General features: G+C 67.4%; 25 protein-coding genes and 1 pseudogene. 18 read left to right on the forward strand and 8 right to left on the reverse strand.

The window, feature by feature from the left end:
- Nucleotides 1–47: 47 nt before the first annotated feature.
- The 4 genes and pseudogenes from DJ029_RS04475 to ectA all read right to left on the reverse strand — a co-directional run.
- Nucleotides 48–1,472 (reverse strand): aspartate kinase, encoded by a 1,425-nt coding sequence (locus DJ029_RS04475; RefSeq protein ID WP_112321339.1) that lies wholly within the window; start codon nt 1,470–1,472, stop codon nt 48–50.
- 5 nt (nt 1,473–1,477) lie between these two features.
- Nucleotides 1,478–1,879, reverse strand: a complete 402-nt coding sequence (locus DJ029_RS04480) for an ectoine synthase (RefSeq protein ID WP_112321106.1) — start codon at nt 1,877–1,879, stop codon at nt 1,478–1,480.
- Nucleotides 1,880–1,886: 7 nt separating this feature from the next.
- Nucleotides 1,887–3,179, reverse strand: a complete 1,293-nt coding sequence (gene ectB, locus DJ029_RS04485) for a diaminobutyrate--2-oxoglutarate transaminase (RefSeq protein ID WP_112321107.1) — start codon at nt 3,177–3,179, stop codon at nt 1,887–1,889.
- Nucleotides 3,180–3,241: 62 nt separating this feature from the next.
- Nucleotides 3,242–3,760, reverse strand: a pseudogene (gene ectA / locus DJ029_RS04490) (diaminobutyrate acetyltransferase); the annotation flags it as partial.
- A 220-nt stretch (nt 3,761–3,980) separates the two neighbouring features.
- Between ectA and DJ029_RS04495 the strand changes: the two are divergent.
- Nucleotides 3,981–4,481, forward strand: coding sequence for a MarR family winged helix-turn-helix transcriptional regulator (locus tag DJ029_RS04495; RefSeq protein ID WP_112321109.1), 501 nt, complete (start codon nt 3,981–3,983; stop codon nt 4,479–4,481).
- Between the two features lie 52 nt (nt 4,482–4,533).
- On the opposite strand, the gene DJ029_RS04500 is transcribed toward DJ029_RS04495, so the two are convergent.
- Nucleotides 4,534–5,007 carry an Lrp/AsnC family transcriptional regulator gene (locus DJ029_RS04500; RefSeq protein ID WP_112321110.1) on the reverse strand — a complete coding sequence of 158 codons (474 nt, stop codon included), beginning with the start codon at nt 5,005–5,007 and terminating at the stop codon, nt 4,534–4,536.
- A gap of 139 nt (nt 5,008–5,146) precedes the next feature.
- Between DJ029_RS04500 and cysG the strand changes: the two genes are divergently transcribed.
- From cysG to DJ029_RS04530, 6 genes are all read left to right on the forward strand, one after another.
- Entirely contained in the window at nt 5,147–6,559 is a 1,413-nt protein-coding gene (cysG, locus tag DJ029_RS04505; RefSeq protein ID WP_112321111.1) for a siroheme synthase CysG, read from the forward strand.
- Between the two features lies 1 nt (nt 6,560).
- Nucleotides 6,561–6,863, forward strand: a complete 303-nt coding sequence (locus DJ029_RS04510; RefSeq protein WP_112321112.1) for a DUF2849 domain-containing protein — start codon at nt 6,561–6,563, stop codon at nt 6,861–6,863.
- A gap of 1 nt (nt 6,864) precedes the next feature.
- The gene (locus DJ029_RS04515) at nt 6,865–8,526 is read left to right on the forward strand and encodes a nitrite/sulfite reductase (RefSeq protein ID WP_112321113.1); all 1,662 of its coding nucleotides are present in this window, start codon (nt 6,865–6,867) and stop codon (nt 8,524–8,526) included.
- Nucleotides 8,507–9,247 (forward strand): phosphoadenylyl-sulfate reductase, encoded by a 741-nt coding sequence (locus DJ029_RS04520; RefSeq protein ID WP_112321114.1) that lies wholly within the window; start codon nt 8,507–8,509, stop codon nt 9,245–9,247. Before DJ029_RS04515 ends, DJ029_RS04520 begins: the two co-directional genes overlap by 20 nt.
- Nucleotides 9,244–9,678: a DUF934 domain-containing protein gene (locus DJ029_RS04525; protein ID WP_157966268.1), complete on the forward strand. Its 435-nt coding sequence runs from the start codon at nt 9,244–9,246 to the stop codon at nt 9,676–9,678. Before DJ029_RS04520 ends, DJ029_RS04525 begins: the two co-directional genes overlap by 4 nt.
- A 93-nt stretch (nt 9,679–9,771) precedes the next feature.
- Nucleotides 9,772–10,578 carry a ferredoxin--NADP reductase gene (locus DJ029_RS04530; protein WP_112321116.1) on the forward strand — a complete coding sequence of 269 codons (807 nt, stop codon included), beginning with the start codon at nt 9,772–9,774 and terminating at the stop codon, nt 10,576–10,578.
- 69 nt (nt 10,579–10,647) lie between these two features.
- Here the strand turns inward: DJ029_RS04530 and DJ029_RS04535 are convergent, their stop codons facing one another.
- A complete protein-coding gene (locus DJ029_RS04535; protein ID WP_112321117.1) occupies nt 10,648–11,118 on the reverse strand; it encodes a CIA30 family protein in 471 nt (156 codons plus the stop codon).
- A gap of 206 nt (nt 11,119–11,324) precedes the next feature.
- Here DJ029_RS04535 and DJ029_RS04540 point away from each other — a divergent pair, with 206 nt between their 5' ends.
- The 6 genes from DJ029_RS04540 to DJ029_RS04565 are packed head-to-tail and all read left to right on the forward strand — an operon-like array spanning nt 11,325 to nt 15,722.
- Complete coding sequence (locus DJ029_RS04540) at nt 11,325–11,912, forward strand: hypothetical protein (RefSeq protein ID WP_112321118.1); 588 nt, start codon at nt 11,325–11,327, stop codon at nt 11,910–11,912.
- On the forward strand, nt 11,909–12,583 hold the full coding sequence (locus tag DJ029_RS04545; protein WP_112321119.1) for an ABC transporter ATP-binding protein: 675 nt from the start codon (nt 11,909–11,911) through the stop codon (nt 12,581–12,583). The genes DJ029_RS04540 and DJ029_RS04545 overlap by 4 nt, the downstream gene beginning before the upstream one ends.
- Nucleotides 12,580–13,752, forward strand: coding sequence for an ABC transporter permease (locus tag DJ029_RS04550; protein ID WP_112321120.1), 1,173 nt, complete (start codon nt 12,580–12,582; stop codon nt 13,750–13,752). Before DJ029_RS04545 ends, DJ029_RS04550 begins: the two co-directional genes overlap by 4 nt.
- A 14-nt stretch (nt 13,753–13,766) precedes the next feature.
- The gene (locus tag DJ029_RS04555; RefSeq protein WP_112321121.1) at nt 13,767–14,522 is read left to right on the forward strand and encodes a DUF4198 domain-containing protein; all 756 of its coding nucleotides are present in this window, start codon (nt 13,767–13,769) and stop codon (nt 14,520–14,522) included.
- 1 nt (nt 14,523) lies between these two features.
- Nucleotides 14,524–14,862, forward strand: coding sequence for a hypothetical protein (locus tag DJ029_RS04560; protein ID WP_112321122.1), 339 nt, complete (start codon nt 14,524–14,526; stop codon nt 14,860–14,862).
- Nucleotides 14,859–15,722 carry a metal ABC transporter substrate-binding protein gene (locus tag DJ029_RS04565; protein WP_112321123.1) on the forward strand — a complete coding sequence of 288 codons (864 nt, stop codon included), beginning with the start codon at nt 14,859–14,861 and terminating at the stop codon, nt 15,720–15,722. Before DJ029_RS04560 ends, DJ029_RS04565 begins: the two co-directional genes overlap by 4 nt.
- Nucleotides 15,723–15,737: 15 nt before the next feature.
- Here the strand turns inward: DJ029_RS04565 and DJ029_RS04570 are convergent, their stop codons facing one another.
- Nucleotides 15,738–16,532, reverse strand: coding sequence for a DUF4198 domain-containing protein (locus tag DJ029_RS04570; RefSeq protein ID WP_112321124.1), 795 nt, complete (start codon nt 16,530–16,532; stop codon nt 15,738–15,740).
- Between the two features lie 202 nt (nt 16,533–16,734).
- Here DJ029_RS04570 and DJ029_RS04575 point away from each other — a divergent pair, with 202 nt between their 5' ends.
- Nucleotides 16,735–17,493 carry an SDR family oxidoreductase gene (locus tag DJ029_RS04575; RefSeq protein ID WP_112321125.1) on the forward strand — a complete coding sequence of 253 codons (759 nt, stop codon included), beginning with the start codon at nt 16,735–16,737 and terminating at the stop codon, nt 17,491–17,493.
- Nucleotides 17,494–17,497: 4 nt separating this feature from the next.
- Here DJ029_RS04575 and DJ029_RS04580 read toward each other — a convergent pair whose 3' ends face one another.
- Complete coding sequence (locus tag DJ029_RS04580) at nt 17,498–18,115, reverse strand: SCO family protein (protein WP_112321126.1); 618 nt, start codon at nt 18,113–18,115, stop codon at nt 17,498–17,500.
- A 187-nt stretch (nt 18,116–18,302) separates the two neighbouring features.
- Here DJ029_RS04580 and regB point away from each other — a divergent pair, with 187 nt between their 5' ends.
- The 4 genes from regB (at nt 18,303) to DJ029_RS04605 (ending at nt 22,944) form a co-directional block, all read left to right on the forward strand.
- Nucleotides 18,303–19,715, forward strand: coding sequence for a sensor histidine kinase RegB (gene regB, locus DJ029_RS04585; RefSeq protein WP_112321127.1), 1,413 nt, complete (start codon nt 18,303–18,305; stop codon nt 19,713–19,715).
- A 226-nt stretch (nt 19,716–19,941) separates the two neighbouring features.
- Nucleotides 19,942–21,324: a PAS-domain containing protein gene (locus DJ029_RS04590; protein ID WP_112321128.1), complete on the forward strand. Its 1,383-nt coding sequence runs from the start codon at nt 19,942–19,944 to the stop codon at nt 21,322–21,324.
- A 115-nt stretch (nt 21,325–21,439) separates the two neighbouring features.
- Nucleotides 21,440–21,937, forward strand: a complete 498-nt coding sequence (gene tsaE, locus DJ029_RS04600; protein ID WP_112321129.1) for a tRNA (adenosine(37)-N6)-threonylcarbamoyltransferase complex ATPase subunit type 1 TsaE — start codon at nt 21,440–21,442, stop codon at nt 21,935–21,937.
- Entirely contained in the window at nt 21,934–22,944 is a 1,011-nt protein-coding gene (locus DJ029_RS04605) for an aminoglycoside phosphotransferase family protein (RefSeq protein WP_112321130.1), read from the forward strand. The genes tsaE and DJ029_RS04605 overlap by 4 nt, the downstream gene beginning before the upstream one ends.
- Nucleotide 22,945 lies beyond the last annotated feature (1 nt).

Genomic DNA, 22,945 nt, shown 5'->3' on the forward strand with positions numbered 1-22,945 from the left:
GAGAGGGGGTGCGGCATCCCGGGGTGGGCCCGGGATGCCGCGTTGGTTCAGGCGGCGTTTGTCAGGCGGGGGCGGGCGGGTTGGATGAACGCGCCATGCATTGCCTTGATCGCGCTTTTCAGCACATCGCGTTCGACGATGAACTGGACATCCACGTTGCGCGGCCCCTGGCTGGCGCCGATGGCGGAGAGCCCGGCGTCCGCAAGGGCGGTCAGCCCGCGCGAGAGCACGGCGAGGCCGCTGAGGTCGCGCCCGATGACCGAGGCCATCGACAGGGTGCGGGTGGTGATTTCCGCCGCCGGATAGGCCCGCGCGATGTCCTTCTCGACCCGGCGCATGGTTTTCAGCGAGGTGTCGAGGTAGTGGGTGATCGTGTTGGCGTTGGAGACTTTCGAAACGATCCGCACGTTGTGGCGGGCCAGCACCTCAAGGATCTTGGCGTCGTAGCCTTTGACGCCGACCATGTCCTGTTCGAAGACCTCCAACGTCACGATATCGAGGCCGGTGACGATTTCCACCGCCGGCGACTCGGCCGGCTGGTCGTCGATCAGGGTGCCCGGATCGTCCGGTTCGAAGGCATTTGTGACACGCAGCGGCACGTCGGCCTGGCGCAGTGTCTTGGCGGCCTTCGGGTGGATCGCCTCCATCCCCATGTTCGACAGCTGGTCGGCGACGTCGAAGTTGGTGCGTCCGATCTTGCAGACCTGGTCTTCGCCGACGATCTTCGGATCGCTGGAGGAGAGGTGGAATTCCTTGTGGATGATCGCCTCATGCGCGCCGGTAAGGGCGGCCAAGCGGGAGAAGGTCACCTCGGAATAGCCGCGGTCATACTCGCGCATCAGGCCTTCGGCGCATTGCGCGTACCCGGTCACGATGGGCATTTCCGCCTGCAAATCGATGCTGTCCATCGCCTTGGCGATGCGTTCGTCGAGCGTCACGTCGCCCTCGTCGCGCCAGCCGGACAGGTCGACGAATCGCGCGTTCACGCCCGCGCGCTGCAGCATCAGCGTGGTCACGAAGGCAGAGTGCGCCTCGCCCACGCCGGCGAGCAGTTCGCGGATTTGCAGCATGTGCTCGGACAGGCGGAAGTGCCCGTAGGCGCACAGGCGTTGCAGGTCGATCAGGCAGTTGCGTGCGCCATGGGCGCGTTCCGTAACGAAGGCGTCGGCCTGTTCGATATCGGCGGGGTGTTCCAGGATCTGGTGGTTCAACTCCCGCATCTCGCGCGCGACATTGTTCAGGGCGTCGTGCCAGCCCTGGTCGGAGTCGGCATTGGTGAAATGCGCATAGACACCCGGCGCGCCGGATTTCTTGTGCTCCAGCAGCAGGTTCGTGATGCCGCCAAAGGCGGACACCACGAAGACGCGGCCGTAAAGCTCGTCTGGCTTGCGGGACCCGATGAAGAGCGTATCCGCAAGCTGGTTCACGCGGGACATGGACGTGCCGCCGATCTTTTCGACTGTATGGGACATCCGGGTCATGCCTGTTGCGCAAGCTCCTCTGCGGGTGCGTAGGATCCGTCTTCACGGTGCACTTCGGTGCCGGTGACCGGGGGATTGAAGCAGCAGGCCATGTGCAGTTCTTCCTCGGCGCGCAGGATGTGCTTGTCGTGCTTGTCGAGCGCGTACATGACGCCGGGCGTGATCGCGTGCGTCTCACCCGTGGCGAGGTCCGTGATCGAGCCTTTGCCCTTCATGCAGTACACGCTTTCGAAGTGGTGCTTGTAGTGGAACGTGTGTTCCGAGTCCGCTTCCAGCACGGTGATATGGAAGGAAAAGCCCATACCGTCGTCCGCCAGGAGCATCCTGGTGGAGGTCCATCGGGCATCGGCAACATGGCGGTCGGTGCCCTTGAGCTTGTTGAAGTCACGAATAATCATCTGGTGTTCACTCCGCTGCGATCTGCACGTTTGCTGTAATTTCGGAGGTGGCCCGCATCAGGATGCCAAGGCCCTCTTCCATGATCTCGACGGGGGTCGTGAGCGGCGCGAGCACCTTCACCACCTCGTCATGGGCGCCGGAGGTTTCGATCAGCAGCCCCAGTTCGTAGGCGCGCGCGCAGATGGCGGCGGCCAGTTCGCCAGAGCCGACATCGACGCCCTGCATCAGGCCGCGGCCTTTCAGCGTGGCGCCGTCGACCAGGTCAGCCACCTTTTGCAGCGCCTCCGTCAGTGCCGCCGACTTCTCAGCAAGCTCCTTTTCGAAGGCGTCTTCGGACCAGAACTTCTCGATCGCGACGCGGGCGGTCACGAAGGCATGGGTGTTGCCCCGGAAGGTGCCGTTGTGCTCCGCCGGCTTCCAGACGTCGTGCTCTGGCTTGATCAGCAGCGCGGCGAAGGGCAGGCCGAAGCCGGACAGCGATTTCGCCTGGGTGATCATGTCCGGCTTGATGCCTGCCTGCTCGAACGAGAAATAGCGCCCCGAGCGGCCGCACCCGGCCTGGATATCGTCGATGATCAGCAGCGCGCCCAGCTTGCGGGCGAGCTTCTCGACGCCCTGCATCCATGCGTCGGAGGCCGGGTTCAGCCCGCCTTCGCCCTGGATCGGCTCGAAGATGAACGCGGCAGGCGCGTCGATGCCGGAGGAGGGGTTCGTAAGCATCTCCTCGATCACGGCGAGCGTGTCGATACCTTCGCCCAGCGCGCCCTCGAAGGGCATGTGGGTCACGTCGCCCAGCATGCCGCCGCCCGCGCCGCCGCGCTTGGAGGCGTTGCCCGTCAGCGCCAGCGCGCCCATGGTCATGCCATGGAAGCCGTTGGTGAAGGCGATCACGTTGCGCCGACCCGTCACCTTGCGGGCCAGCTTGATCGCCGCCTCGACCGCGTTGGTGCCGGTCGGGCCGGTCATCATGATCTTGTGGTCCATGCCGCGCGGGGCGAGGATCTTCTCCTCGTAGGCTTTCAGGAACGCACCCTTCGCCTCGGAATGGAAGTCCAGCCCGTGGGCAATGCCGTCGCCCGCGATATGGTCGAGCAGCGCGACCTTCATGTCCGGGTCGTTATGCCCGTAGTTCAGCGACGAACAGCCCGCCAGGAAGTCGATGTAGCGGGTGCCGTCCTTGTCGAAAACTTCCGAGCCGCGCGCTTGCGCGAACTCCGCGTTCATGGCGCGGCAGTAAGACCGCGCTTCGCTTTCTCGACGAGTGTAGATTGAAAAATTCTGTGCCATGTCGTCGGCCATTGGGGGAATCCTTTCCCTTTTTGATGGTTGGTCGGCTGGCGGGGGATGTCCGGCTGCCGGTCGATATCCGAAGTGTCCGGCAGGGTGATCGTCACCATGTGCTCGGTGTCGCAGGCACCGCCGAAATGCGTGTCTTTCTTGAAATGGGGCGCGTCCGTTAGCTCTCCGCCGATCTGGCGGGCAAAGCTTCGGAACAGCCCCCAGGACGCATCGTTGTCCGAGGTGATCGTAGTCTTGAGCGTCGTGGCATCCGCCGTCTCTTCGCGGTCCAGCAGTTCAAGCAGCATGGTCTTGCCAAGGCCAAGGCCGCGGGCCCGGGGGCTCACGGCGACCTGCCAGACGAAAAGCGCGTCCTCGCCCGGGATCATGTGGCCGGAAATCCAGCCGACGATCGCACCGTCGAGTTCGGCAGCGACACAGGTGTCGCGGAAATGATCGGCCTGAATCAGATTCGCGTACATCGAATTCTCGTCCAGGGGTTTGCATTGGCGAACCAGTTTCCAGACGCCGGCCCCGTCCTTCGCAGTGGGTTTGCGCAGGCGGACCTTAGGCGTTCGTGGGGTCTCGCAGTCTTTCGGCATTCGATCGGACCTCTTGAGTTGTTCGCGTGACTAAGTAAATTGCCAGAGCGCAAAATTCAATAGGCAACTCATAATAAAGAAAAATTCCCTTGATATGTGGAGGAGTGTGTTTATTTAGTTAGCGTTGCTAATCAAACTTGCGGGCGGTCGCGGCGGACGTTTCGCCCTTGATTGCTTAGCCGATTGAAGGATTTGGCAGCTTCGTGCAAAGGTGCAGGCCATGACGAACAAATCGCACGACCGTATCGATGAAAGCCTGATCGCCCTGCGGCGCATCCTGCGCGCGACAGAGCTTTACGCCCGTGACCTGGCGCAGGCCGCCGGGGTGACGCCGGCGCAGCTCAGGGTCATGCAGATCGTCGACGAACTGGACAGCGCCACCCCGAAGGTGCTCGCTAACCAGATGGGCGTGAGCCAGGCGACCGTGACCGTCCTGCTCGACAAGCTGGTGGCGCGCGGCATCGTCGAGCGTTCCCCTTCCGAGCGTGACCGGCGGCAGGTCAACATCGTGATGACGGACTACGGGCAGCGCGCGCTGGAGGAGGCGCCCAACGCCCTCCAGCAGCGCTACGTGCGTGCCTTCTCCGCGCTGGCGGACTGGGAGCAGGCCCAGCTTCTGTCCTCCCTCGAGCGGGTCGCGGACATGCTGGACGCGCGGGATCTCGACGCCTCGCCTGTTCTGACAGGTGGCGAACTCGGCGCCAGCAAGGAGCCGCATTGAGCGCGGCGTCCCTTCCAAAGTCTTCAAATATCCCCGCCGGAGGCACAGGCCGTCAGGCCTGTTCAACCAGTGGCAGGGCGGTCGTGCCCTTGATCTCCTCCATCGAAAGCGTGGAGGTGACGTTGAAGATCGACACCTCCTTGATCAGCGCGCGGTAGAAGTCGTCATAGGCCTTGGGTGAGGGCACGCGCACCTTCAGGATGTAGTCGATATCCCCCGCAAGGCGGTGCGCCTCCACCACCTCGGGGCGGGCCTTCAGCGCCGCCATGAAGCGATCCAGCCATTGCGCATCGTGCTCTGACGTGCGGATCAGCACGAAGAAGCAGGCATCCAGCCCAAGCGCGTCGGGGTCCAGCAGGACCACCTCTTTGCGGATCACGCCGGCATCCTTCAGCTTGCGGATTCGATTCCACACCGGCGTCTTGGAGGCCCCCAGATCGCGGGCAAGCTGGTCGAGCGAGCGTGAGGCATCCTCTTGCAGCGCGGCGAGGATTTTCCGGTCGAGGGCGTCGAGTGCGGCAGGCATTCGCGGTTTCTCCTGAGCTTGGAATATGTGTTCTCGTCTGATCGCATCAGAGCGGATAAATTCCTTATCTGCAAGGGCTGGTGGCCAAATTGAGGGAATATATCCTATATTTCGCATCAAGAACGAAAGGAATTCTTCGATGCGGCACTTTCCGATCTTCGTGAACCTGTCCGGGCGGCGCGTGGTCGTCTCCGGTGCGGGCGCTTGCGCGGTATCCAAACTCCGCCTGCTGCTGAAGACAGAGGCGCGGATCGCCGTCTTCGGGCCCGACCCCGCGCCCGAGGTGCTGAAATGGGCCGCCGACGGGCGGCTGACCCATCTGCCCCGCGCGCTGGAGCAGGGTGACGCGGTCTGCGCGGCGCTGGTCTACGGCGCGAACGAGGACGCGGCGCTGGATGCGCGCGCGGTGGAAATCGGCCGCGCCGCCGGGGCGCTGACGAACATCGTGGACAACCTCGAGGACAGCCAGTTCATCACTCCCGCCATCGTGGACCGCGACCCCGTGACCATCGCCATCGGGACCGAGGGCGCGGCCCCCGTGCTGGCCCGCCGCATCAAGGCGGACCTTGAGGAGCGGCTTCCCGCCAGCCTCGGCGTGCTGGCGCGCATCGGCCAGGCCTTCCGCCCCCGGGCCGAGGTTCTGCCGATGGGCCGCAAGCGCCGCAACTTCTGGAGCCGTTTCTACGACCAGCGTGGCCCCGAGGCGTTGAAGGATGGCGAAGACGCCGCTCGCTTGGCGTTGGAGGAGCTGCTGGCCGAGGAACTGGCCGAACGCCCCGAAGCGGGCCACGTCTGGATCGTGGGCACCGGCCCGGGCGATCCGGACCTGCTGACGCTGAAGGCGCGCAAGCTGCTGCACGGCGCGGACGTGGTGATCCACGACCGGCTGGTGCCCGCGCCGATCCTGGAGCTCGCCCGGCGCGAGGCGACGGTGATCGAGGTGGGCAAGATCCCCTACGGCCCGTCCTGGAAGCAGGAGGATATCAACGCGCTGCTGGTCGAGCATGGCCGCACCGCGCAGGTCGTGCGCCTGAAATCCGGCGATCCCGGCATCTTCGGGCGGCTGGATGAAGAAATGGACGCGCTGGACGCCGCCGGGATCGGTTTTGACGTGGTCCCCGGGATCACCTCCGCCGCTGCTGCCGCTGCCTCGATCAAGGTCAGCCTGACCAAGCGCGGGCGCAACGGCGCGTTCCGCATCCTGACCGGCCATGACGTGAACGGTTTCGCCGAAGCCGACTGGCGTGACCTGGCGAAGCCGGGATCGGTGGCCGCGATCTACATGGGCGTGCGCGCCGCTACCTTCCTGCGCGGGCGGCTGATGATCCACGGCGCGGCCGAGGATACGCCGGTAACGGCGGTCGAGAATGCCTCGCGCCCCGATCAGCGGGTGATCGCCACCCGCCTGATCGACCTGCCCGACGCGCTAGCCGCGGCAAAGCCTGCAGGCCCGGTGATGCTGTTCCTGGGCCTGACCCCGCGCGCGGCGCACATCGTTGCGCAACAACCCGAATTCCAACTGCCCGAATCCCAACTGAGTGAGGCGCTCTGACATGGCCCGCAAGTTTCTTCCCCAGGTCGCCACGGCGAATGATCTTTACGAAGGCGACGTGATCTACTTCACGCCCCAGGGCGGCTGGACCCGCGATTTGTCCGACGCCGCCGTCGCCCATGACCCCGAGGCCGCCGAAGCCCTGCTGAAGGCCGCCAGCGCGTTCCCGCTGCAGGTCGTCGGCGTCTACCTGGCCGACGTGGAGGTCGTCGATGGCCGTCCCGCCCCGGTGCACTTCCGCGAAGTGTTCCGCACCCGTGGCCCGTCCAACTATTTCCACGGCAAGCAGGCTGAGGAGGCCTGAGATGTATTCCTACTCCAACTTCGATTCCGACTTCGTCCACAGCCGCGTGAAGGAATTCCGTGGCCAGGTGGAACGCCGCCTCGACGGCTCGCTGACCGAGGATGAGTTCAAGCCCCTGCGCCTGATGAACGGGCTGTACCTGCAACTGCACGCCTACATGCTGCGCGTCGCCGTGCCGTATGGCACGCTGAACGGTCGGCAGATGCGCCAGCTGGCCCATATCGCGGACACCTGGGACAAGGGCTACGGCCATTTCACCACGCGCCAGAACATCCAGTTCAACTGGCCGAAGCTTCAGGACGTGCCCGATATCCTGGAGGCGTTGGCCGATGTCGGCATGCACGCGATCCAGACCTCCGGCAACTGCATCCGCAACGTGACCTCGGACCACTACGCCGGGGCTGCTGCGGATGAGATCGAGGACCCGCGCCCCACGGCAGAGCTGATCCGCCAGTGGTCCACCGACCACCCGGAATTCGCCTACCTGCCCCGCAAGTTCAAGGTGGCCGTCACCGGCAGCCCGAACGACCGGGCGGTGACGAAAGCCCATGACATCGGGTTGCGCATGGTGCGCAACGACGCCGGTGAGCCGGGCTACGAGGTGGTGATCGGCGGCGGGCTTGGCCGGACGCCGATGGTCGGCAAGGTGGTGAGGGATTTCCTGCCCAAGGCGGACCTGCTGGCCTACCTCGAGGCGATCCTGCAGGTCTACAACCTGTCGGGACGGCGCGACAACAAGTACAAGGCGCGGATCAAGATCCTGGTGCATGAAACCGGGCTGGAAGAGCTGCGCGCCCGGATCGAGGATACCTTCGCCCGCCAGTGCCGCCTGCTGCCCGACGTGGACCCGGCCACCCTGGCCCGGATCGAGGCCGCCTTCGCCGCGCCGGACTGGGACAGCCGCCCCGCGCCGCAAGCGCCGGTGGTGGAGGCGGGCCTGCGCTCGTTCATCGACACCAACGTGACCGCGCACAAGCGGCCCGAGTACGCGATCGTCAGCGTCTCGATCAAGCCAATCGGGGGCACTCCGGGCGATGCGACCAGCGCGCAGATGCGGACCCTCGCCGACCTGGCCGAGCGGTATTCCCACGACGAACTGCGCATCAGCCATGAGCAGAACGTGATCCTGCCCCATGTGCACCGCGCCGATCTTGCCGCCGTCTACGCCGAGTTGCGCGCGGCGGGGCTGGCGACGGCGAACATCGGGCTGGTGTCGGACATCATCGCCTGCCCCGGCATGGATTATTGCGCGCTGGCCACCGCGCGCTCGATCCCGATTGCCCAGCAGATCTCCGAGGCTTTCGCGGATCTCGACGCGCAACGCGATATCGGGCCGCTGAAGATCAAGATCTCGGGCTGCATCAACGCCTGCGGGCATCACCACGTGGGCCATATCGGTATCCTGGGCCTCGACCGGGCGGGGGTGGAAAACTACCAGATCACCCTTGGCGGCGATGGCACGGAAACCACGACCATCGGCACCCGCACCGGTCCCGGTTTCGCCTATGACGAGATCGTTCCGGCGGTGCAGCGGCTGATCGAAGCCTATCTCGACATTCGCGAAACCGCGGAGGAGACGTTCCTGCAAACCTATCGCCGTGTCGGCTTGGACCCGTTCAAGGCCGCGCTCTACGAAGCGGAGGATGCGGCCCGTGCGGCATGAACGCGCCCTTTCGCCGGACCTGTCCGTCGCGGCGCTGAACGCCCGCTACGAGGGTGCGCCGGCGGAGGATATCCTCCACGCCGGGCTGCGCTTCTGGGCGGGCGGGATCGCGGTGGTGTCCTCCTTCGGGGCGGATGCGGCGGTGCTGCTGCACATGGCGGCAGGGATCAATCCTCACGTGCCGGTGCTGTTCGTGGACACGAAGATGCTGTTCCCCCAGACGCTGGAGTACCAGGCCCGCCTGGCGGCCGATCTTGGCCTGACGGACGTGCGCCGGATCGGCGTCGCCCGGTCAGAACTCCGCCGCGCGGACCCCATGGGTGCGCTGCACCTGCGCGACGCGGATGCCTGCTGCCAGTTGCGCAAGGTGGCGCCGCTAGCGCAGGCGATGACCCTGTTCCAGGCCAGCATCACGGGGCGCAAGCGGCATCAGGCCGCCACCCGTGCCGACATGGCTGTTTTCGAGACCGACCCGGCGGGGCGCATCCGGATCAACCCGCTTGCGGGATGGTCGGCGCAGGACCTGGCCGATTATCGCGACCGGCACGACCTGCCGCCGCATCCGCTGGTGGCGGAAGGTTACCCCTCGCTCGGCTGTGTGCCGTGCACCAGCCGGGTTCAGCCCGGCGAAGACCCTCGCGCGGGCCGCTGGCGCGGCCAGTCGAAAACCGAATGTGGCATTCACTTTGGCCCGAAGGGCGCAGAAAGGATCGCACAATGACGCAGATCATCGACAGCACCGGCTTCATCGCCGAGACATGGCCCGAGGATGGCGTGACGCTGGACTTCGACAACCTCTGGACCGGGCAGGACCTGCCGATCGAGCAGCCGCTCGCGGTGCGCTTCGAAATCGGGATGGAGCCGGAAAACCTGAGCCCGTGGTTTCACAAGGTGGCGATGGTGATCCTGCCCTTCGGCACCTCGGCTGACGGGCGGGGCTTCAGCCTGGCGCGCAAGCTGCGCCAGCTCGGCTATACCGGCGTGATCCGGGCCGAGGGGCATATCCTGGTGGACCAGTTCCGCGCCGCGCTGCGCGTCGGGATCGACCAGGTCGCCATTTCCGACGAACAGGCCACCCGCAACCCCGCGCATCAGTGGCTGGCCGTCAACCACGCCCCGGGCTACCAGGCCGCGCTTTTCGCGGCGGAATAGCCCCCCTGACAAGGCCGTCTTTCCGCGCCCGCCGCCTTGGCGGGGCGCGGAAGGGCTGCGTATCCGCAACCGTTTCCTTCCGAAGGCACGCAGATGAACATTCAGACCACCGCCACCGCCGCGCAGAAGATCTCGCCCGATGCGCAGATCGTGACCGAGGTCCGCCATTGGACCGACCGGCTGTTTTCCTTCCGCCTGACGCGGCCCCAGTCCCTGCGCTTCCGCTCGGGCGAGTTCGTGATGATCGGCCTGCCGGGGGACAACGGCAAACCGCTGCTGCGCGCCTATTCCATCGCCTCGCCCAGCTGGGACGAGACGCTGGAGTTCTACTCCATCAAGGTGCCCGACGGGCCGCTGACCTCGCGCCTGCAAAAGATCGCGGTGGGCGACCAGGTGATCCTGCGCCCCAAGCCCGTGGGCACGCTGGTGGTCGATGCGCTGCTGCCCGGCAAGCGGCTCTACATGATCGCCACCGGCACGGGGATCGCGCCCTTCGCCTCGCTCCTGCGCGACCCGGAGGTGTACGAGAAGTTCGACGAGGTGGTCGTCACCCACACCTGCCGCACCGCGGATGAGCTGGCCTACGGGGCCGAGCTGATCGCCGCGCTGCCCGACGATCCCCTGATCGGAGAGTTGGTCGGGGGCAAGATCCGTTACCTGCCCACGACGACGCAGGGCGACAGCCCGCATCGGGGCCGCGTGACCGAGTGGATTTCCTCGGGCCGCCTGTTCAGCCATTTCAACCTGCCGCCGCTGGACGCGGCGCAGGATCGGGTGATGATCTGCGGCTCCATGGGCCTGAATACCGACGTGAAGGCCCTGGCGGAAGCGGCAGGCCTGGTCGAAGGGTCCAACGCGCAACCCGGAAGTTTTGTCCTGGAGAAAGCCTTCGTAGGCTGAAGCCGGCGGCGCGGCGCCGTGTATTGGCGCCGCGTCTGCCTCAGGACCTGGGCCGGCCCCTGCCGATGCTCAGCGATACAGGCGGACGGCGGCCACCGCCACGTCCGCCTGGAATTCCCGCCCGATGGCCAGCACCCCGATCCGGCGCAGCCGAGTTGGATCGAAGGCGGCGTCGGTGCGGTGCGGGACCAGGTCGGCGAAGGGAATGCGCAGGCTGGTCCAATGCCCGGGTGCGTCGAAGCTGGCGCGAAAGGAGTGCCAGGGCCGGGTCAACTGGTCCGTGCGCAGGCGCAGATCGTAAGCCTCGCCATTGCCCCTGACGTCGAGTTCCACGCCCGCGTAGGCGGATGCATCGAAAACCCCTCCATCGGGGCGCAGATCGAAACCCATCTGCACGAAGCCGCCGTTATTTTCCAGCGAGACATCGCCCCTCAGCCGCACCGCCGCGCGCCCGTCCAGTGTCTCGCGACTGATCCGCCCGGTAGACACGCCGCCCATGACGGTGTCCGCGACGTATTCCCATTCGGGGGAAAGTTCCAAGGTCCGTTCCTTTTCCGCACTACAGGTGAAGGGGCGCACATTAGCGCCTTTCCCAGCCAGCTAGTCCCGTTCCGGGGCGTGTACAGGGCAGGGGCCGCAATCAATCGCCAATCGTCCGAAGGACTTATGGGCTTGCCCGCGGCGCGGGCACCGCTAGATCACCTGAACAGCGTTGTCCCGGTCGGCGGGGCGCGATAGGCAGGCATATGACTGATCTGAACCGCTTCAATACCTGGATGGGTCGCCTGGCCATCGCTGCCTTCGCGGTGCTGGCGCTGGTGGTGATCGTCACCGTGCGCCCCTGGTCGGACAGCACCGCGGCGCTGCGCCCGGACACCGGCGAGCGTGCCGCCGCGCTGGACGAAGAAGCGATTCCAGCCGTGCTGGGCGAACTGCTGGCCCGCGTCTACGCCGCCTTCGGGGCAGAAGAAGAGGGCGCGATCTACGACGGGCTGGCCAGTGCCGTGTCCGACGCTCTGCTCAGCGATCTCTACCTGCAACGCCGCCTCGCGCAGGTGACCGCGCCTCCCGAGACCGCCGGCTCGGCCGAGATCACGGATGTCACCCTCAACGAACTGGACGTCCTGAACCGGGGCGAGGACGGCTACCGCCTTGCTGCCACCTGGACCGTCACCGGCATCCTTGGCCACGAGGATCACCGGCACGAGCGGGTGAACCGCTATTCCGCGCAGATGACCCTTGGCCCTTCGGCGGGGGAATGGCGGCTGACGGCCTTCGACCTCGACCAGGTGCAGCGCCAGGATGTGCCCTTGTTTCTGGACCCGTTCGAATGATCCGTATTGACGACCTGGACTTTTCCCACGCCGGGGGCGGTTTTCGCCTGCATGTCCCGCAATTGAACGTCGCGCAGGGCGAGAAGGTGGCCGTCGTCGGGCCTTCGGGTACGGGAAAGACCACGCTGTTGCACCTGCTTGCGGGGCTGCTGACGCCGCAATCGGGCACGGTGCAGGTGGACGGCACGCCCGTGCCGCACCTGTCGGATGCCGCGCGGCGGCGGTTCCGCATCAACCGCATCGGCTTCATCTTTCAGAACTTCGAGCTGATCGACTACCTCAGCGCGGGGGAGAACATCCTCTACCCCTACCGCGTCACGGACGCGTTGCGGCTGGATGCCTCCGTGCGCGCCCGCGCTACCGCGCTGGCCGAAGCGGTTGGCCTTGGCCACCGGCTGGGCTCCAAGCCCGCGGCGTTGAGCCAGGGTGAAAAGCAGCGTATCGCGATCTGCCGCGCGCTGGTCACGCAGCCCGCCTTGCTGCTGGCGGATGAGGCGACCGGGAACCTGGACCCGGAAAACAAGCAGATGATCCTGGACCTGCTGTTCACCCAGGCCGAGGCGGCGGGCGCGACGCTGCTGGCCGTCACCCATGACCACGCGCTGCTGCCGCGCTTCGACCGGGTGATCGACTTCAACGACTTCCGGTCCAAGGCGGGGGCAGGGGCATGAGGGGCGCGATATTCCTCGCGCTGGCCTACCTGCGCCACAACCTTGGCCGCTCGCTGGTGCTGATCCTGTCGATTGCGCTGATCCTTTTCGTGCCGCTGGCCACGCGGCAGGTCCTGTCCGTGTCCGAGGACCAGCTGACTGCGCGCGCCGCCGACACGCCCCTGATGGTCGGCGCGCGCGGCTCGGCGCTGGACCTGATGATGAACGGGCTCTACTTCAGCGCCGACCGCCCCGAGCCTGTGACCATGGCCGCGACAGAACGCATCTGGGCCAGCGACCTGGCCATCGCGATCCCGCTTTACGTGCGCTATACCGCCGGGGGCGCGCCGGTGGTGGGTACGACGCTGGACTACTTCGACTTCCGCGGGCTGAAGGTGGCAGAGGGCCGCGGCCTGGCCGTGCTGGGCGAGGCGGTGCTTGGCGCGCGTGCCGCCCGGCGGCTGGGGCTTGGACCCGGCGACCTGCTGATCAGCGACCCGGAGAACCTGTTCGACCTGGCCGGTAGCTACCCCTTGGAAATGAAGGTGACCGGCGTGCTCGCCCCGACGCAGACGGCGGATGACGACGCGGTTTTCGTGGACCTCAACACCGCCTGGGTGATCGAGGGGCTGGGCCATGGTCATGACGACGTGGTGACCAGCGGCATGGCGGTGGGCGAGGCTGAGGGCAACGTCACCGCGAATGCCGCCCTGACCCGCTACACCAGGATCACGCCGGACAATATCGACAGTTTCCACTTTCACGGCGCGCCGGAAGGCTACCCCGTCTCCTCGGTCATCGCGGTGCCCTGGGACCAGCGCGCCGCCACCATCCTGCGCGGGCGCTACCTGCACCCCGAGGACACCACGCGGATCGTGGTGCCCGAGGTGGTGGTCGAGGGGCTGTTGCAGACGATCTTCCGCATCGGGCGCATCCTGGACGCGGTTTTCGTGGTGGTCGGCGCGGCCGCCGCCGTGGCGGTGGCGCTGGCGCTCTACCTGTCGCTGAAGCTGCGCGGGGACGAGATCGCGACCGCCACGCGCATCGGCTGCCACCGCTCCGCCATCTGGCGCATGGTCGCTGCCGAAGTCGTGATCATCGCCCTGGCGGCACTGGCGCTGACCGGCGTTGCCCTGGGCCTGCTCGGGCCCTATCTGGATAGCCTGGCCATCTGGCTTATTACATCTTAAGGAGTTTTCCCCCAATGCTACGTTCCCTTTTGCTGGCCGCGGCCCTTTTCATTCCCTCGGCGGCGCTGGCGCATTTCGGCATGGTGCTGCCGCCCAAGGCCATGATCGGCAAGGAGGACGGGCGCGAGATCCCGGTCACGATCGCCTTCACCCACCCGTTCGAGGGGATCGGCCTCGCGCTGGAGCGCCCGGAAGTCTTCGTGCAGGACCCCGAGGGAACCCGCACCGACCTGAGCGGCGACCTGGCCGACGTGCCCCTGTTCGGTGAGCCCGCCTATGAGGTGAACGTGCCCCTGTCGCGCCCCGGCGTCTATGCCATCGCCATGACGCCGCCGCCCTACTGGGAACCGGCCGAGGATGTCTTCATCGTCCATTACACCAAGACCTATGTCGCCGCGTACGGGGATGACACCGGCTGGGATGCGACGCTGGACCTGCCGACGGAAATCGTGCCCGTCAGCCGCCCCTTCGGCCTGTGGGCCGGGAACGTCTTCCAGGGCCAGGTGCTGATCGACGGCGAACCCGCCCCCTTCGCCGAGGTGGAGGTCGAGCACTGGAACACCGAGGGTGTCGCCGCGCCCGATGAGCTGATGATTACCCAGACGATCAAGGCGGACGGCGCCGGGATCTTCACCTACGCGCCGCCCGCCTCCGGCTGGTGGGGCTTTGCCGCGCTCAGCGAGGCGGACTACACCCTGCCCCAGGACGGTGCCGAGAAGGCGGTGGAACTCGGCGCGGTGATCTGGGTCCATTTCGAGCCATGGAGCTGATATGAGACATGTTTTCCTGACGGCTGCGCTGTTCCTGACCGCGACCCTGCCCGCGCAGGCGCATCGGCTGGTGGTCTACGCCACCGTCGATGCCGATGCGGCGCAGATCGTCGTGGAAACGAAGTTCTCCAACGGCAACCCGGCCCAGCTTGGCGATATCCGCCTGCTGGACGCGGATGCGCAGCCCCTCGGCACCTTTCCGCTGGAACGGGGCGGCCTGACCCGGATAGACATTCCCGAAATCGGGGCTGAAGGCGGTATCACGGTGGAGGTCGAGACGGACGAGGGCCATGACGACTACTGGGTGCTGACCCCCGCCGACCTGGGTATGGAACCATGAGGCGCGCCGCCAGCCTTGCCGTCGCCCTGCTGGGCCTTTGTGCCGCGCCGCTTCTGGCCGCCGATCCGCCCCGCGTGATCGCGGTCAGCGGGCCGCTGGCCTATTTCGCCAGCGCCATCGCTGGCGACAAGGCCGAGGTGGTTTACCCCGTGCCCGAGGGGCAGGACCCGATGCTCTGGCGGCCCGCGATCGCGGAGATAGCCGAGATCCAGTCCGCCGACCTGATACTGCTGAACGGGGCGGGTTTCGCGGACTGGACGACCAAGGCCAGCCTGCCACGGGCGCGCACCGTGCTGACCAGCCGCGCGCTGGAAGGCGCGTTCATCGAGGCGGCGACAGCCGTCACCCATTCCCATGGCGGGGAGGGGGCGCATTCCCATTCCGGCGCGGTGCCCCAGACGTGGCTCGATTTCGCGCAAGCCGCCACTCAGGCAGAGGCGGTCGCCTCTGGCCTGAAACGCTCGCTTCCGGGGGGCGAAATCCAGGCCGGGCTGGTCGCGCTGAAGGCGGACCTGGATGCGCTCGATGCGCGTGCGAAGGACGTCGGGGCGGCCTTGCAGGGGCGGACGCTGATCGCCTCGGGGCCCGGACTGGCCTATTTCGCGCGTGCTTACGGCCTGGACCTGCGGGAACTGGCTTGGGTGCCGGGCGCGCCGCTGGACCCGGCCGCGCTTTCCGCTGCGATGGAGGGTACCGAAAATCCGGCGTTCATCTGGATGGCCGCGCCTGACGCTGCGGCAGAAGCGGCTGTGGGGGCCATGGCGCAGGTGCGCTTTGACACCGGCGCGGATGATCCGGCGGATTTCCTGGCGCTGATGAACGCAAACCTGGATGCACTGGCGGGGCTGGGCGGCAGCTGAGCCGCCCCCCAAGAGTCACTCGATACGATAGGTCAGCGCCGCCCAAAGGGTCTGCCAATGGGCTTTGGTAACCGATTTGATCTGCTCGCCCGGCAGGCCGATGTGCACCGCGTTCACCATGTATTCCGCCCCCGCCCGGCGCGGAACGCTGACCTGACCTTCGGCGCCCGTGGTCAGCTTCAGCTCTTCGACCGCCTCGCCCTCGCGCACGAAGACAAAGACCGGAACGTTCGCCGCCGGTTCCCCGCCGAGCAGGACAGCCACCCGGATATCCCCGCCCGAGGTATAGGGGTTGTCCAGCGCCACCAGCTCGTAAGGCATGCCCACGGGGCGATCCGCCCCGGCGCCGCTGCCCACGGCGACCAGCGCCTTCACGTAGCGGAAGTAGGATTCGCGGATATCCTCGGTCGGCAGTTTCAGCGCGGCATGTTCCTCAAGCGCCCAGTCCAGCCGCTTGCCTTTCACGAAACGCTCGAACTTGGTGTAGTTCGCATAGGTCAGGGTCGACACCGGCGACGCGTGGTAGAGGATGTGCAGCCCGTCGCCCTGCGTGGGCACGTTGAACGCGGGTTTCTGCCCCATCTCCCCCGGAACGCCGTTGGTCTGCCCGCCGCCGATCACGCCTGAGCGTTTGAACGCCCCTTCGGAATAGCCGTATTCGATCCCGGCGAATTCCTCTCCGTTGATCGTTTTCGCCTCGATCCGCGCGCCGGGGGCGACGGTGTAGTCCAGCGGCTCGATCCAGAATTCATGGGACATTGCCGGACCGGCAAGGGCAAGGCTCAGCAGGGCAGGCAGAAGGCGGCGCATGGGAACTCTCCGGGTTCGATCGTTTCCCGTTGATACTTAGGGCGAACACCGGGACCCGTCCAGCGGCGGGCGCGGGCTGCTCAAGGTCGGGCGCAGTCGCGCCTGCGGATCCTGTCATCGCGCTGTTGCAGCATCCTGCGACAAGGCACTAGGATATGGCGCTGGTGTGACGCGCTGAACGAGTGACAGACAGGGGGCCTTCATGGCGGATTTCAACGGCAAGGCGGTGATCGTCACGGGGGCGAGCCGCGGGATCGGGGCAGAGACGGCGAAAGCCTTCGCGGCTGCCGGCGCGCATGTCGTCCTGTCCGCCCGGAGCAGCGACCTGATCGAGGCGCTGGCCGACGAGATCAACGCAGCCGGCGGCACCGCCGTGGCGCAGACCGCCGACGTCGGGCGTTGGACGGATGTCGAGGCAATGATCGAGCGCTGCCGCGCCAGCTTCGGCAAGGTGGACATACTGGTGAACAACGCCGGGGTGATCGATCCGATCAGCCCGCTGGCGAAATCCGACCCCGAAGCCTGGAGCGAGGCGATCGATATCAACCTCAAGGGCGTCTACTACGGCCTGCGCGCCGTGCTGCCGCTGATGAACGCGCGCAAGAGCGGCGTGGTCGTCAACATCTCGTCCGGCGCGGCGACCAGCCCGCTGGAGGGGTGGAGCCATTATTGCGCTGGAAAGGCGGGCGCCAAGATGCTGACCGCCTGTGCCAACCGCGAGGCCGCAGCGGGCGTGCGGGTGATCGGCCTTTCTCCGGGCACGGTGGCGACGGACATGCAGGTGAAGATCCGCAAATCCGGCATCAACCCGGTCAGCAGGCTCGACCCGTCTGTCCATATCCCGGCGGACTGGCCCGCGAAGGCGATCCTGTGGCTGTGCACCGATGCCGGCAAGCCCTTCGACGGGGACGACGTGTCGCTGCGCGACCCGGACATCCGCGCCCAGGTGGGCCTTGGCTGAGGCGTTACAGAGCCTCGGCGAAACAGGCGATATCCTCGGCCATTTCCTCTGCCGGCAGGTCGCGGCGGAAGAAGCCCAGCAGCCCTTCGCCCGGCGCCATCAGGTAGCTGAGCGTGGAGTGATCGACGAGATAGTTCTCCTCGTCGTTGGCGCGCGCGCCGTAGACGCGGTAGGCGGTCTTCGCGGCCTCCACCTCGGCCTCGGACCCGGTCAGCCCAACCATGCGCGGGTGCATGTAGCTGATGAAATCTGCCATCACCTCTGGCGTGTCGCGCGCCGGGTCCACGGTGATGAAGATCGGCTTCACCTGGATGCCCCGTTCTTCGAGGATATCCACCGCCTCGGCGTTGCGCGCCACGTCGAAGGGGCAGACGTCGGGGCAATAGGTGTAGCCGAAGTACAGCAGCGACAGCTCGTCGATCACCTCGGCGTCGGTGACGCGCACGCCGTCGTGCCGGACCAGCGTGAAGGGGCCGCCGATCAGGTCGGACCCGCCGGCGACGCTGCCCCCCTCGCACTGGGCGAAGCGGCTCTCGCGGTTGGAGAGCAGGATCCAGCCCGCGCTTGCCAGCAACAGGACAAGCAGGGCGCTGAGCGCGGCGATCAGGGTGGTGCGGGTCATGTGCGTCTCTTGCAGGCAGTGGACGGGTGCGCCCTAGATAGGCGGCGGCCCGCGCCTTGGCAAATGACCAAATTGTCACCCATGCCGTCCGCCTTGCGTCATGACCCGGCCGCCCCGGCGGCGCGATATCCCCGCCCCGGCCACCAAGACGCTGGCGTTGCCACGCGCCGGGCGGTTATGAAAAGGCATGAGCCTGTTGTCCACGCTGATGACCTATACCTTGCCGCGCAGCCACACGGTGCGGTTGCGCACGCTGATCTACTTGCGCTGGCTGGCGGTGCTGGGGCAGGCGATCGCGGTTTTCGTCGCGACGCAGTATCTGGGCATCGACCTCAGGCTGGACATGATCGCGACGATCATCGGCCTGTCGGTGGCGCTGAACATCGGCCAGTCGCTGATCCTGCCCCAGAACATGCGGCTCAACCAGCGCGACGCCACGCTGACCCTGTTCTTCGACATCTGCCAGCTTGCGGCGCTGCTGTTCCTGACCGGCGGTCTGACCAACCCTTTCGCGGCGCTGATCCTTGCGCAGACGATCATCGCCGCCAGCGTTCTGACGCTGAACGCGACGGTGTTCCTGGCGGCGGTCAGCCTGTTCTTCATCGGGCTGCTGGCGCTGCTCCACCAGCCGCTGATGCTGCAAACCGGAGAGGTGCTTGACATCCCGCGCCTGCTGACCATCGGCTCCTGGGCGGCGCTGTCGATCGCGGTGGTGTTCCTTGGCGTCTATGCCCGGCTTGTCAGCATCGAGACCTCCAACATGTCCGAGGCGCTGACCGCCACGCAACTGGCGCTGGAGCGTGAGCAGAAGCTGACCGCGCTGGGCGGCGTGGTGGCGGCGACCGCGCATGAACTGGGCACGCCGCTGGCCACCATCATGATGGTCAGCGCTGAGATGGCCGACGAACTGAAGGACCGCCCCGACCTGCTGGAGGACGTGGAACTGATCCGCGCCCAGGCGCGGCGGTGCCGGGACATCCTGGCCGACATGGGCCGCACCGGGCACGACGACTTGCACCTGCGCCACGCCCCCTTCAGCGCCGTGGTGGCAGAGGCGGCGGAACCCCACAGGCACCGCGGCAAGGAGGTGATCCTGCGCATCCGCGGCGAAGTGGGAGAGACCGCCGGCGCGGACCAGCCCCAGATCCCCCGCCGCTCCGAGGTGATCCACGGCGTGCGCAACCTGGTGCAGAACGCGGTGGATTTCGCCGCGACGGCGGTGTGGATCGACCTCGATTGGACCGACGAAGTGCTGACGCTGCGCGTCGGCGACGATGGCAAGGGCTATCCCTCGGAACTGCTTGGACGGATCGGGGATCCCTTCCTGCGCGGGCGTTTCGCGCGCCCCGGCGGGGACCCTGAGCGCCCGGCCTACAAGGGGATGGGCCTAGGGCTGTTCATCGCCAAGACCCTGCTGGAGCGGACCGGCGCGCGCCTGACCTTCGCCAACGGCTCGAAGCGGGGGAAGGGGACGGTGCCGCTCAGCGAACGCCGCGCGACCGGGGCGATCGTGGAGGTCGTCTGGCGTCGGGACGAGTTCGAAACCCGGCGCGACACCGTGCGCGGGGCGCTCGGAACGAACCGCCCGCTGGAGGTCTGACGGCCAGGGCCCGTGCCAGGGGATTTCGGCCCGACGAGCCAGGCGGAAATGAGAGAAAGCGGCCTTAATCAATTGTTAAACAAGTGGGTGAATAATTGACGGGTTGTTAACCGCATGGAAGGTCGCTCCTCTGTCTGGAATTGCCGCTGTATTCCGTCGCCTTCGAGATGCCCTGCATCTCGGCGTGCCAACCGCGAGGGCTGACCCGGATGCGCGGCCCTGGTCGATGGAATTCGGCACCGGCGCGTTGCAGGCCGTACACGACCCGCCCCCCGGCGCGCCCGGCGTCGCCCCCGGCCAGACGCCCGAAACGGTGGCGGGGTTCCTCGCGCCCAGGGACAAGGCGTTCCGGGATCACCTGGCCGCGCTGGTCAGCGACGGCACGGCGTTCGTCCACCACGGGCTGGACGATGGCGCGCGCGCGTGGTGTTTCACGGGCAAGGTGCTTGGCCTGACGCCGGTGCTGCGCGTCCGGCCCGCCACCCAGGCCGAGGGGGCCTTGCTTCAACGCCTCGATGCCGCGCTACACTTGAAAACCGAAACCCGCCGCGCCGCCGCCCGCGCCGAGTCGGCGCCGCTGGCGGTGTTGGAAAGCGACGCGGCCGGGCGCGTCACATGGATGAACGCCGCCGCCCGCCGCCTGTTCGGCCCGATCGCGCTGCGCAGCGACCTGCCCGCCGCCAGCCCCTTGCCCCAGACGCACCACGCGGCGAAGGCGGATCAGACCGTCTGGCTGCGGATCAGCGACACCGACAGCCCGGCCGCGCCCTTTCGCCTGACCTATGCCGAGGTGATGGACAGCACCGTGCGCGCCGAACAGGCGCTGGAGGGGTTCATGGCGACGCTCGCCGAAACCTTCGCGCACCTGGAAAGCGCGCTGGCGGTGTTCGATCACGACCGCCAGCTCTCGCTGTTCAATCCGGCGCTGTCGGACCTGTTCGGCCTCGATGCCGCGACGCTGGCGCTGCGCCCCTCGTTCCGGGAATTCCTGGACGCGCTGCGCCGCAACCGCATGATCCCCGAGCCGCAGGACTTTCCCGCCTGGCGCGCCCGCCTGATCGAGGCGGCCACTGCGCAAAGCCCCGCCACCTTCCAGGAGGACTGGTCGCTGCCTTCGGGCCAGATCCTGCGCGTCACCGCCCGCCCGCACCCGCGCGGCGCGATCGCCTTCGTCTTCGACGACATCTCGCAGACCGTGACGCTGGAGCGGCGCTTCCGCGCCGAGCTGGAGCAAGGGCAGGCGATCCTCGACCACCTGGGCGAGGGGGTGGCCGTCTTCGACAGCTCCGGGCGGCTGGTGTTCGGCAACCCCGCGCTGGACCGGCTGCTCGAAACCCCGGGCTTCGACGGTACGTTGGCGGAACTGGTGGCGGTGGGCGCAAGCGTGTTGGGCGGGGCGGAGCAGTGGTCGGCCTTCCGCAGTTTCGCGCTGGCGGCGGACCGGGCGAAGACCTGGGACGCGGTCCTGCCAGGCGGCGACGGGCCGCCGCTGATCCTGCGCGGGACCGCCTTGCCCGACGGCTCGACCCTGCTCAGCATCCTGGTCCGGGGGGCACAGGCGCATCCCTGGGCCGAGGCAAGCCGCATGCCCGACATGCGCGTCGGATAGCGCCCCGTCCCCAGGCCGGGGGAAATCCGCCGCGCCCAGGGGGCGGGGCGCGCGCGCCCGCTTGCAACCGCCGCGCCCGACCGGCACAAAGGGACAAAATCCCGGGGGACGCGCAGTGACATCGCCGCATATTCTGACGAGCGAGCAACAGACAAAGGCCGTCGCCGCCGCCCTTGCTCCGGCGCTCGGCCCCGGCGATACGCTATTGCTGACCGGCCCGGTCGGCGCGGGCAAATCCCTGTTCGCGCGCACCGTGGTGCAGACCCGTCAGGCCGCCGCCGGGGCGGCGGTGGAGGATGTCCCCTCACCCAGTTTCACGCTTGTGCAGACCTACCAGGCAGGCGACCTGGCGATCTGGCACGCCGATCTCTACCGCCTTTCCGACCCGTCGGAGCTTGAGGAACTCGGCCTGTTCGACGCCTTCGAAGAGGCGCTGGTCCTTGTCGAATGGCCCGGCCTGCTGGGCGAGGCCGCCCCGCCGCGCCATCTTGGCGTTCATCTTGAGCCGCTGCCCGCCACGCCCGAGGCCCGCGCCCTGACCCTGACGCCCGCCGGTCCCGGCTGGGCGGCGGTGCTGCGGGCCGCGCAGTCCGCTCTGGAACCCGCACCATGAGCGCGCGCGAAGCGGAGATCGCCGCCTTCCTGTCAGTGTGCGGCTGGTCCGGCGCGTGGCGCGCGGCCCTGGCCGGGGACGCCTCGAACCGCCGGTACGAACGGCTGACCCACCCCCGGCTCGGCCGCGCGGTTCTGATGGATGCGCCGCCCGCCCGTGGCGAGGACGTGCGCCCGTTCCAGCAGGTCACCGCGCGCCTGCGCGCCATGGGCCTGAGCGCGCCGGAAATCCTTGGCGCGGACCCCGCGCTGGGCCTGCTGCTGCTGGAGGATCTTGGCGACGCGCTGTTCGCCCGCATGGTGCGGGGCGATCCGGGGGCCGAGCCCACGCTCTATGCCGCCGCCGTCGACCTGATCGTGGCCTTGCAGGACACCCCCGGCGCGGCCATCGGCCTGCCGCCCTATGACGATGCTGTCTACCGGCGCGAAGTCTCGCTGCTGCCTGAGTGGTACCTGCAAGCGGCGCCCGGCGCGGCGGACCGGGGCGACACCCTGCGCGAATTGATGCAAGAGGCGCTCGACGCGATGCAATCGCCGCCCGCGCCGGTGATGGTGATGCGCGATTACCACGCGGAAAACCTGGTCTGGCTGCCCGACCGGACCGGCCACGCGCGGATCGGCCTGCTGGACTACCAGGACGCGCTTGCGGGGCACCCGGCCTATGACCTCGTCTCGTTGCTGGAGGATGCGCGGCGCGACACGCCCGAGGCCCTGCAAGAGGCGATGGTCGAGCGTTACATCGCCGCGCGCGGGGGCGATGCGGCGGCGTTCCGCCACGCCTACGCGGTGCTGGGCGCGCAACGCAACCTGAAGATCCTGGGGATTTTCACGCGGCTCTGGCTGCGCGACGGCAAGCCGCAATACCTGGACCTTCTGCCCCGCGTCTGGGGGCATTTGCGCCGCGACCTGTCGCATCCGGCGCTGACCGGCCTGGCCGCCTGGGTCGCGCGCGAAGTGCCGCCGCCGGACCAAGCCTATCGCGCCGCCCTGCGCGCGGCGGGGTGCTGAG

The sequence above is a fragment of the Oceanibium sediminis genome (assembly GCF_003265325.1).
Lineage (GTDB): Bacteria > Pseudomonadota > Alphaproteobacteria > Rhodobacterales > Rhodobacteraceae > Halovulum > Halovulum sediminis.

What these genes read in the sequence shown, in the direction of transcription:
- DJ029_RS04475 (WP_112321339.1), bottom strand. Translation starts at nt 1,472, where the DNA reads ATGTCCCATACAGTCGAAAAGATCGGCGGCACGTCCATGTCCCGCGTG.
- DJ029_RS04530 (WP_112321116.1), top strand. Translation starts at nt 9,772, where the DNA reads ATGAACATTCAGACCACCGCCACCGCCGCGCAGAAGATCTCGCCCGAT.
- DJ029_RS04495 (WP_112321109.1), top strand. Translation starts at nt 3,981, where the DNA reads ATGACGAACAAATCGCACGACCGTATCGATGAAAGCCTGATCGCCCTG.
- DJ029_RS04550 (WP_112321120.1), top strand. Translation starts at nt 12,580, where the DNA reads ATGAGGGGCGCGATATTCCTCGCGCTGGCCTACCTGCGCCACAACCTT.
- DJ029_RS04555 (WP_112321121.1), top strand. Translation starts at nt 13,767, where the DNA reads ATGCTACGTTCCCTTTTGCTGGCCGCGGCCCTTTTCATTCCCTCGGCG.
- DJ029_RS04605 (WP_112321130.1), top strand. Translation starts at nt 21,934, where the DNA reads ATGAGCGCGCGCGAAGCGGAGATCGCCGCCTTCCTGTCAGTGTGCGGC.
- regB (WP_112321127.1), top strand. Translation starts at nt 18,303, where the DNA reads ATGAGCCTGTTGTCCACGCTGATGACCTATACCTTGCCGCGCAGCCAC.
- DJ029_RS04525 (WP_157966268.1), top strand. Translation starts at nt 9,244, where the DNA reads ATGACGCAGATCATCGACAGCACCGGCTTCATCGCCGAGACATGGCCC.
- ectB (WP_112321107.1), bottom strand. Translation starts at nt 3,179, where the DNA reads ATGGCCGACGACATGGCACAGAATTTTTCAATCTACACTCGTCGAGAA.
- DJ029_RS04565 (WP_112321123.1), top strand. Translation starts at nt 14,859, where the DNA reads ATGAGGCGCGCCGCCAGCCTTGCCGTCGCCCTGCTGGGCCTTTGTGCC.
- DJ029_RS04480 (WP_112321106.1), bottom strand. Translation starts at nt 1,879, where the DNA reads ATGATTATTCGTGACTTCAACAAGCTCAAGGGCACCGACCGCCATGTT.
- DJ029_RS04510 (WP_112321112.1), top strand. Translation starts at nt 6,561, where the DNA reads ATGGCCCGCAAGTTTCTTCCCCAGGTCGCCACGGCGAATGATCTTTAC.
- DJ029_RS04580 (WP_112321126.1), bottom strand. Translation starts at nt 18,115, where the DNA reads ATGACCCGCACCACCCTGATCGCCGCGCTCAGCGCCCTGCTTGTCCTG.
- DJ029_RS04570 (WP_112321124.1), bottom strand. Translation starts at nt 16,532, where the DNA reads ATGCGCCGCCTTCTGCCTGCCCTGCTGAGCCTTGCCCTTGCCGGTCCG.
- DJ029_RS04520 (WP_112321114.1), top strand. Translation starts at nt 8,507, where the DNA reads ATGCGGCCCGTGCGGCATGAACGCGCCCTTTCGCCGGACCTGTCCGTC.
- DJ029_RS04515 (WP_112321113.1), top strand. Translation starts at nt 6,865, where the DNA reads ATGTATTCCTACTCCAACTTCGATTCCGACTTCGTCCACAGCCGCGTG.
- DJ029_RS04590 (WP_112321128.1), top strand. Translation starts at nt 19,942, where the DNA reads ATGGAATTCGGCACCGGCGCGTTGCAGGCCGTACACGACCCGCCCCCC.
- DJ029_RS04560 (WP_112321122.1), top strand. Translation starts at nt 14,524, where the DNA reads ATGAGACATGTTTTCCTGACGGCTGCGCTGTTCCTGACCGCGACCCTG.
- cysG (WP_112321111.1), top strand. Translation starts at nt 5,147, where the DNA reads ATGCGGCACTTTCCGATCTTCGTGAACCTGTCCGGGCGGCGCGTGGTC.
- DJ029_RS04500 (WP_112321110.1), bottom strand. Translation starts at nt 5,007, where the DNA reads ATGCCTGCCGCACTCGACGCCCTCGACCGGAAAATCCTCGCCGCGCTG.
- DJ029_RS04545 (WP_112321119.1), top strand. Translation starts at nt 11,909, where the DNA reads ATGATCCGTATTGACGACCTGGACTTTTCCCACGCCGGGGGCGGTTTT.
- DJ029_RS04540 (WP_112321118.1), top strand. Translation starts at nt 11,325, where the DNA reads ATGACTGATCTGAACCGCTTCAATACCTGGATGGGTCGCCTGGCCATC.
- DJ029_RS04575 (WP_112321125.1), top strand. Translation starts at nt 16,735, where the DNA reads ATGGCGGATTTCAACGGCAAGGCGGTGATCGTCACGGGGGCGAGCCGC.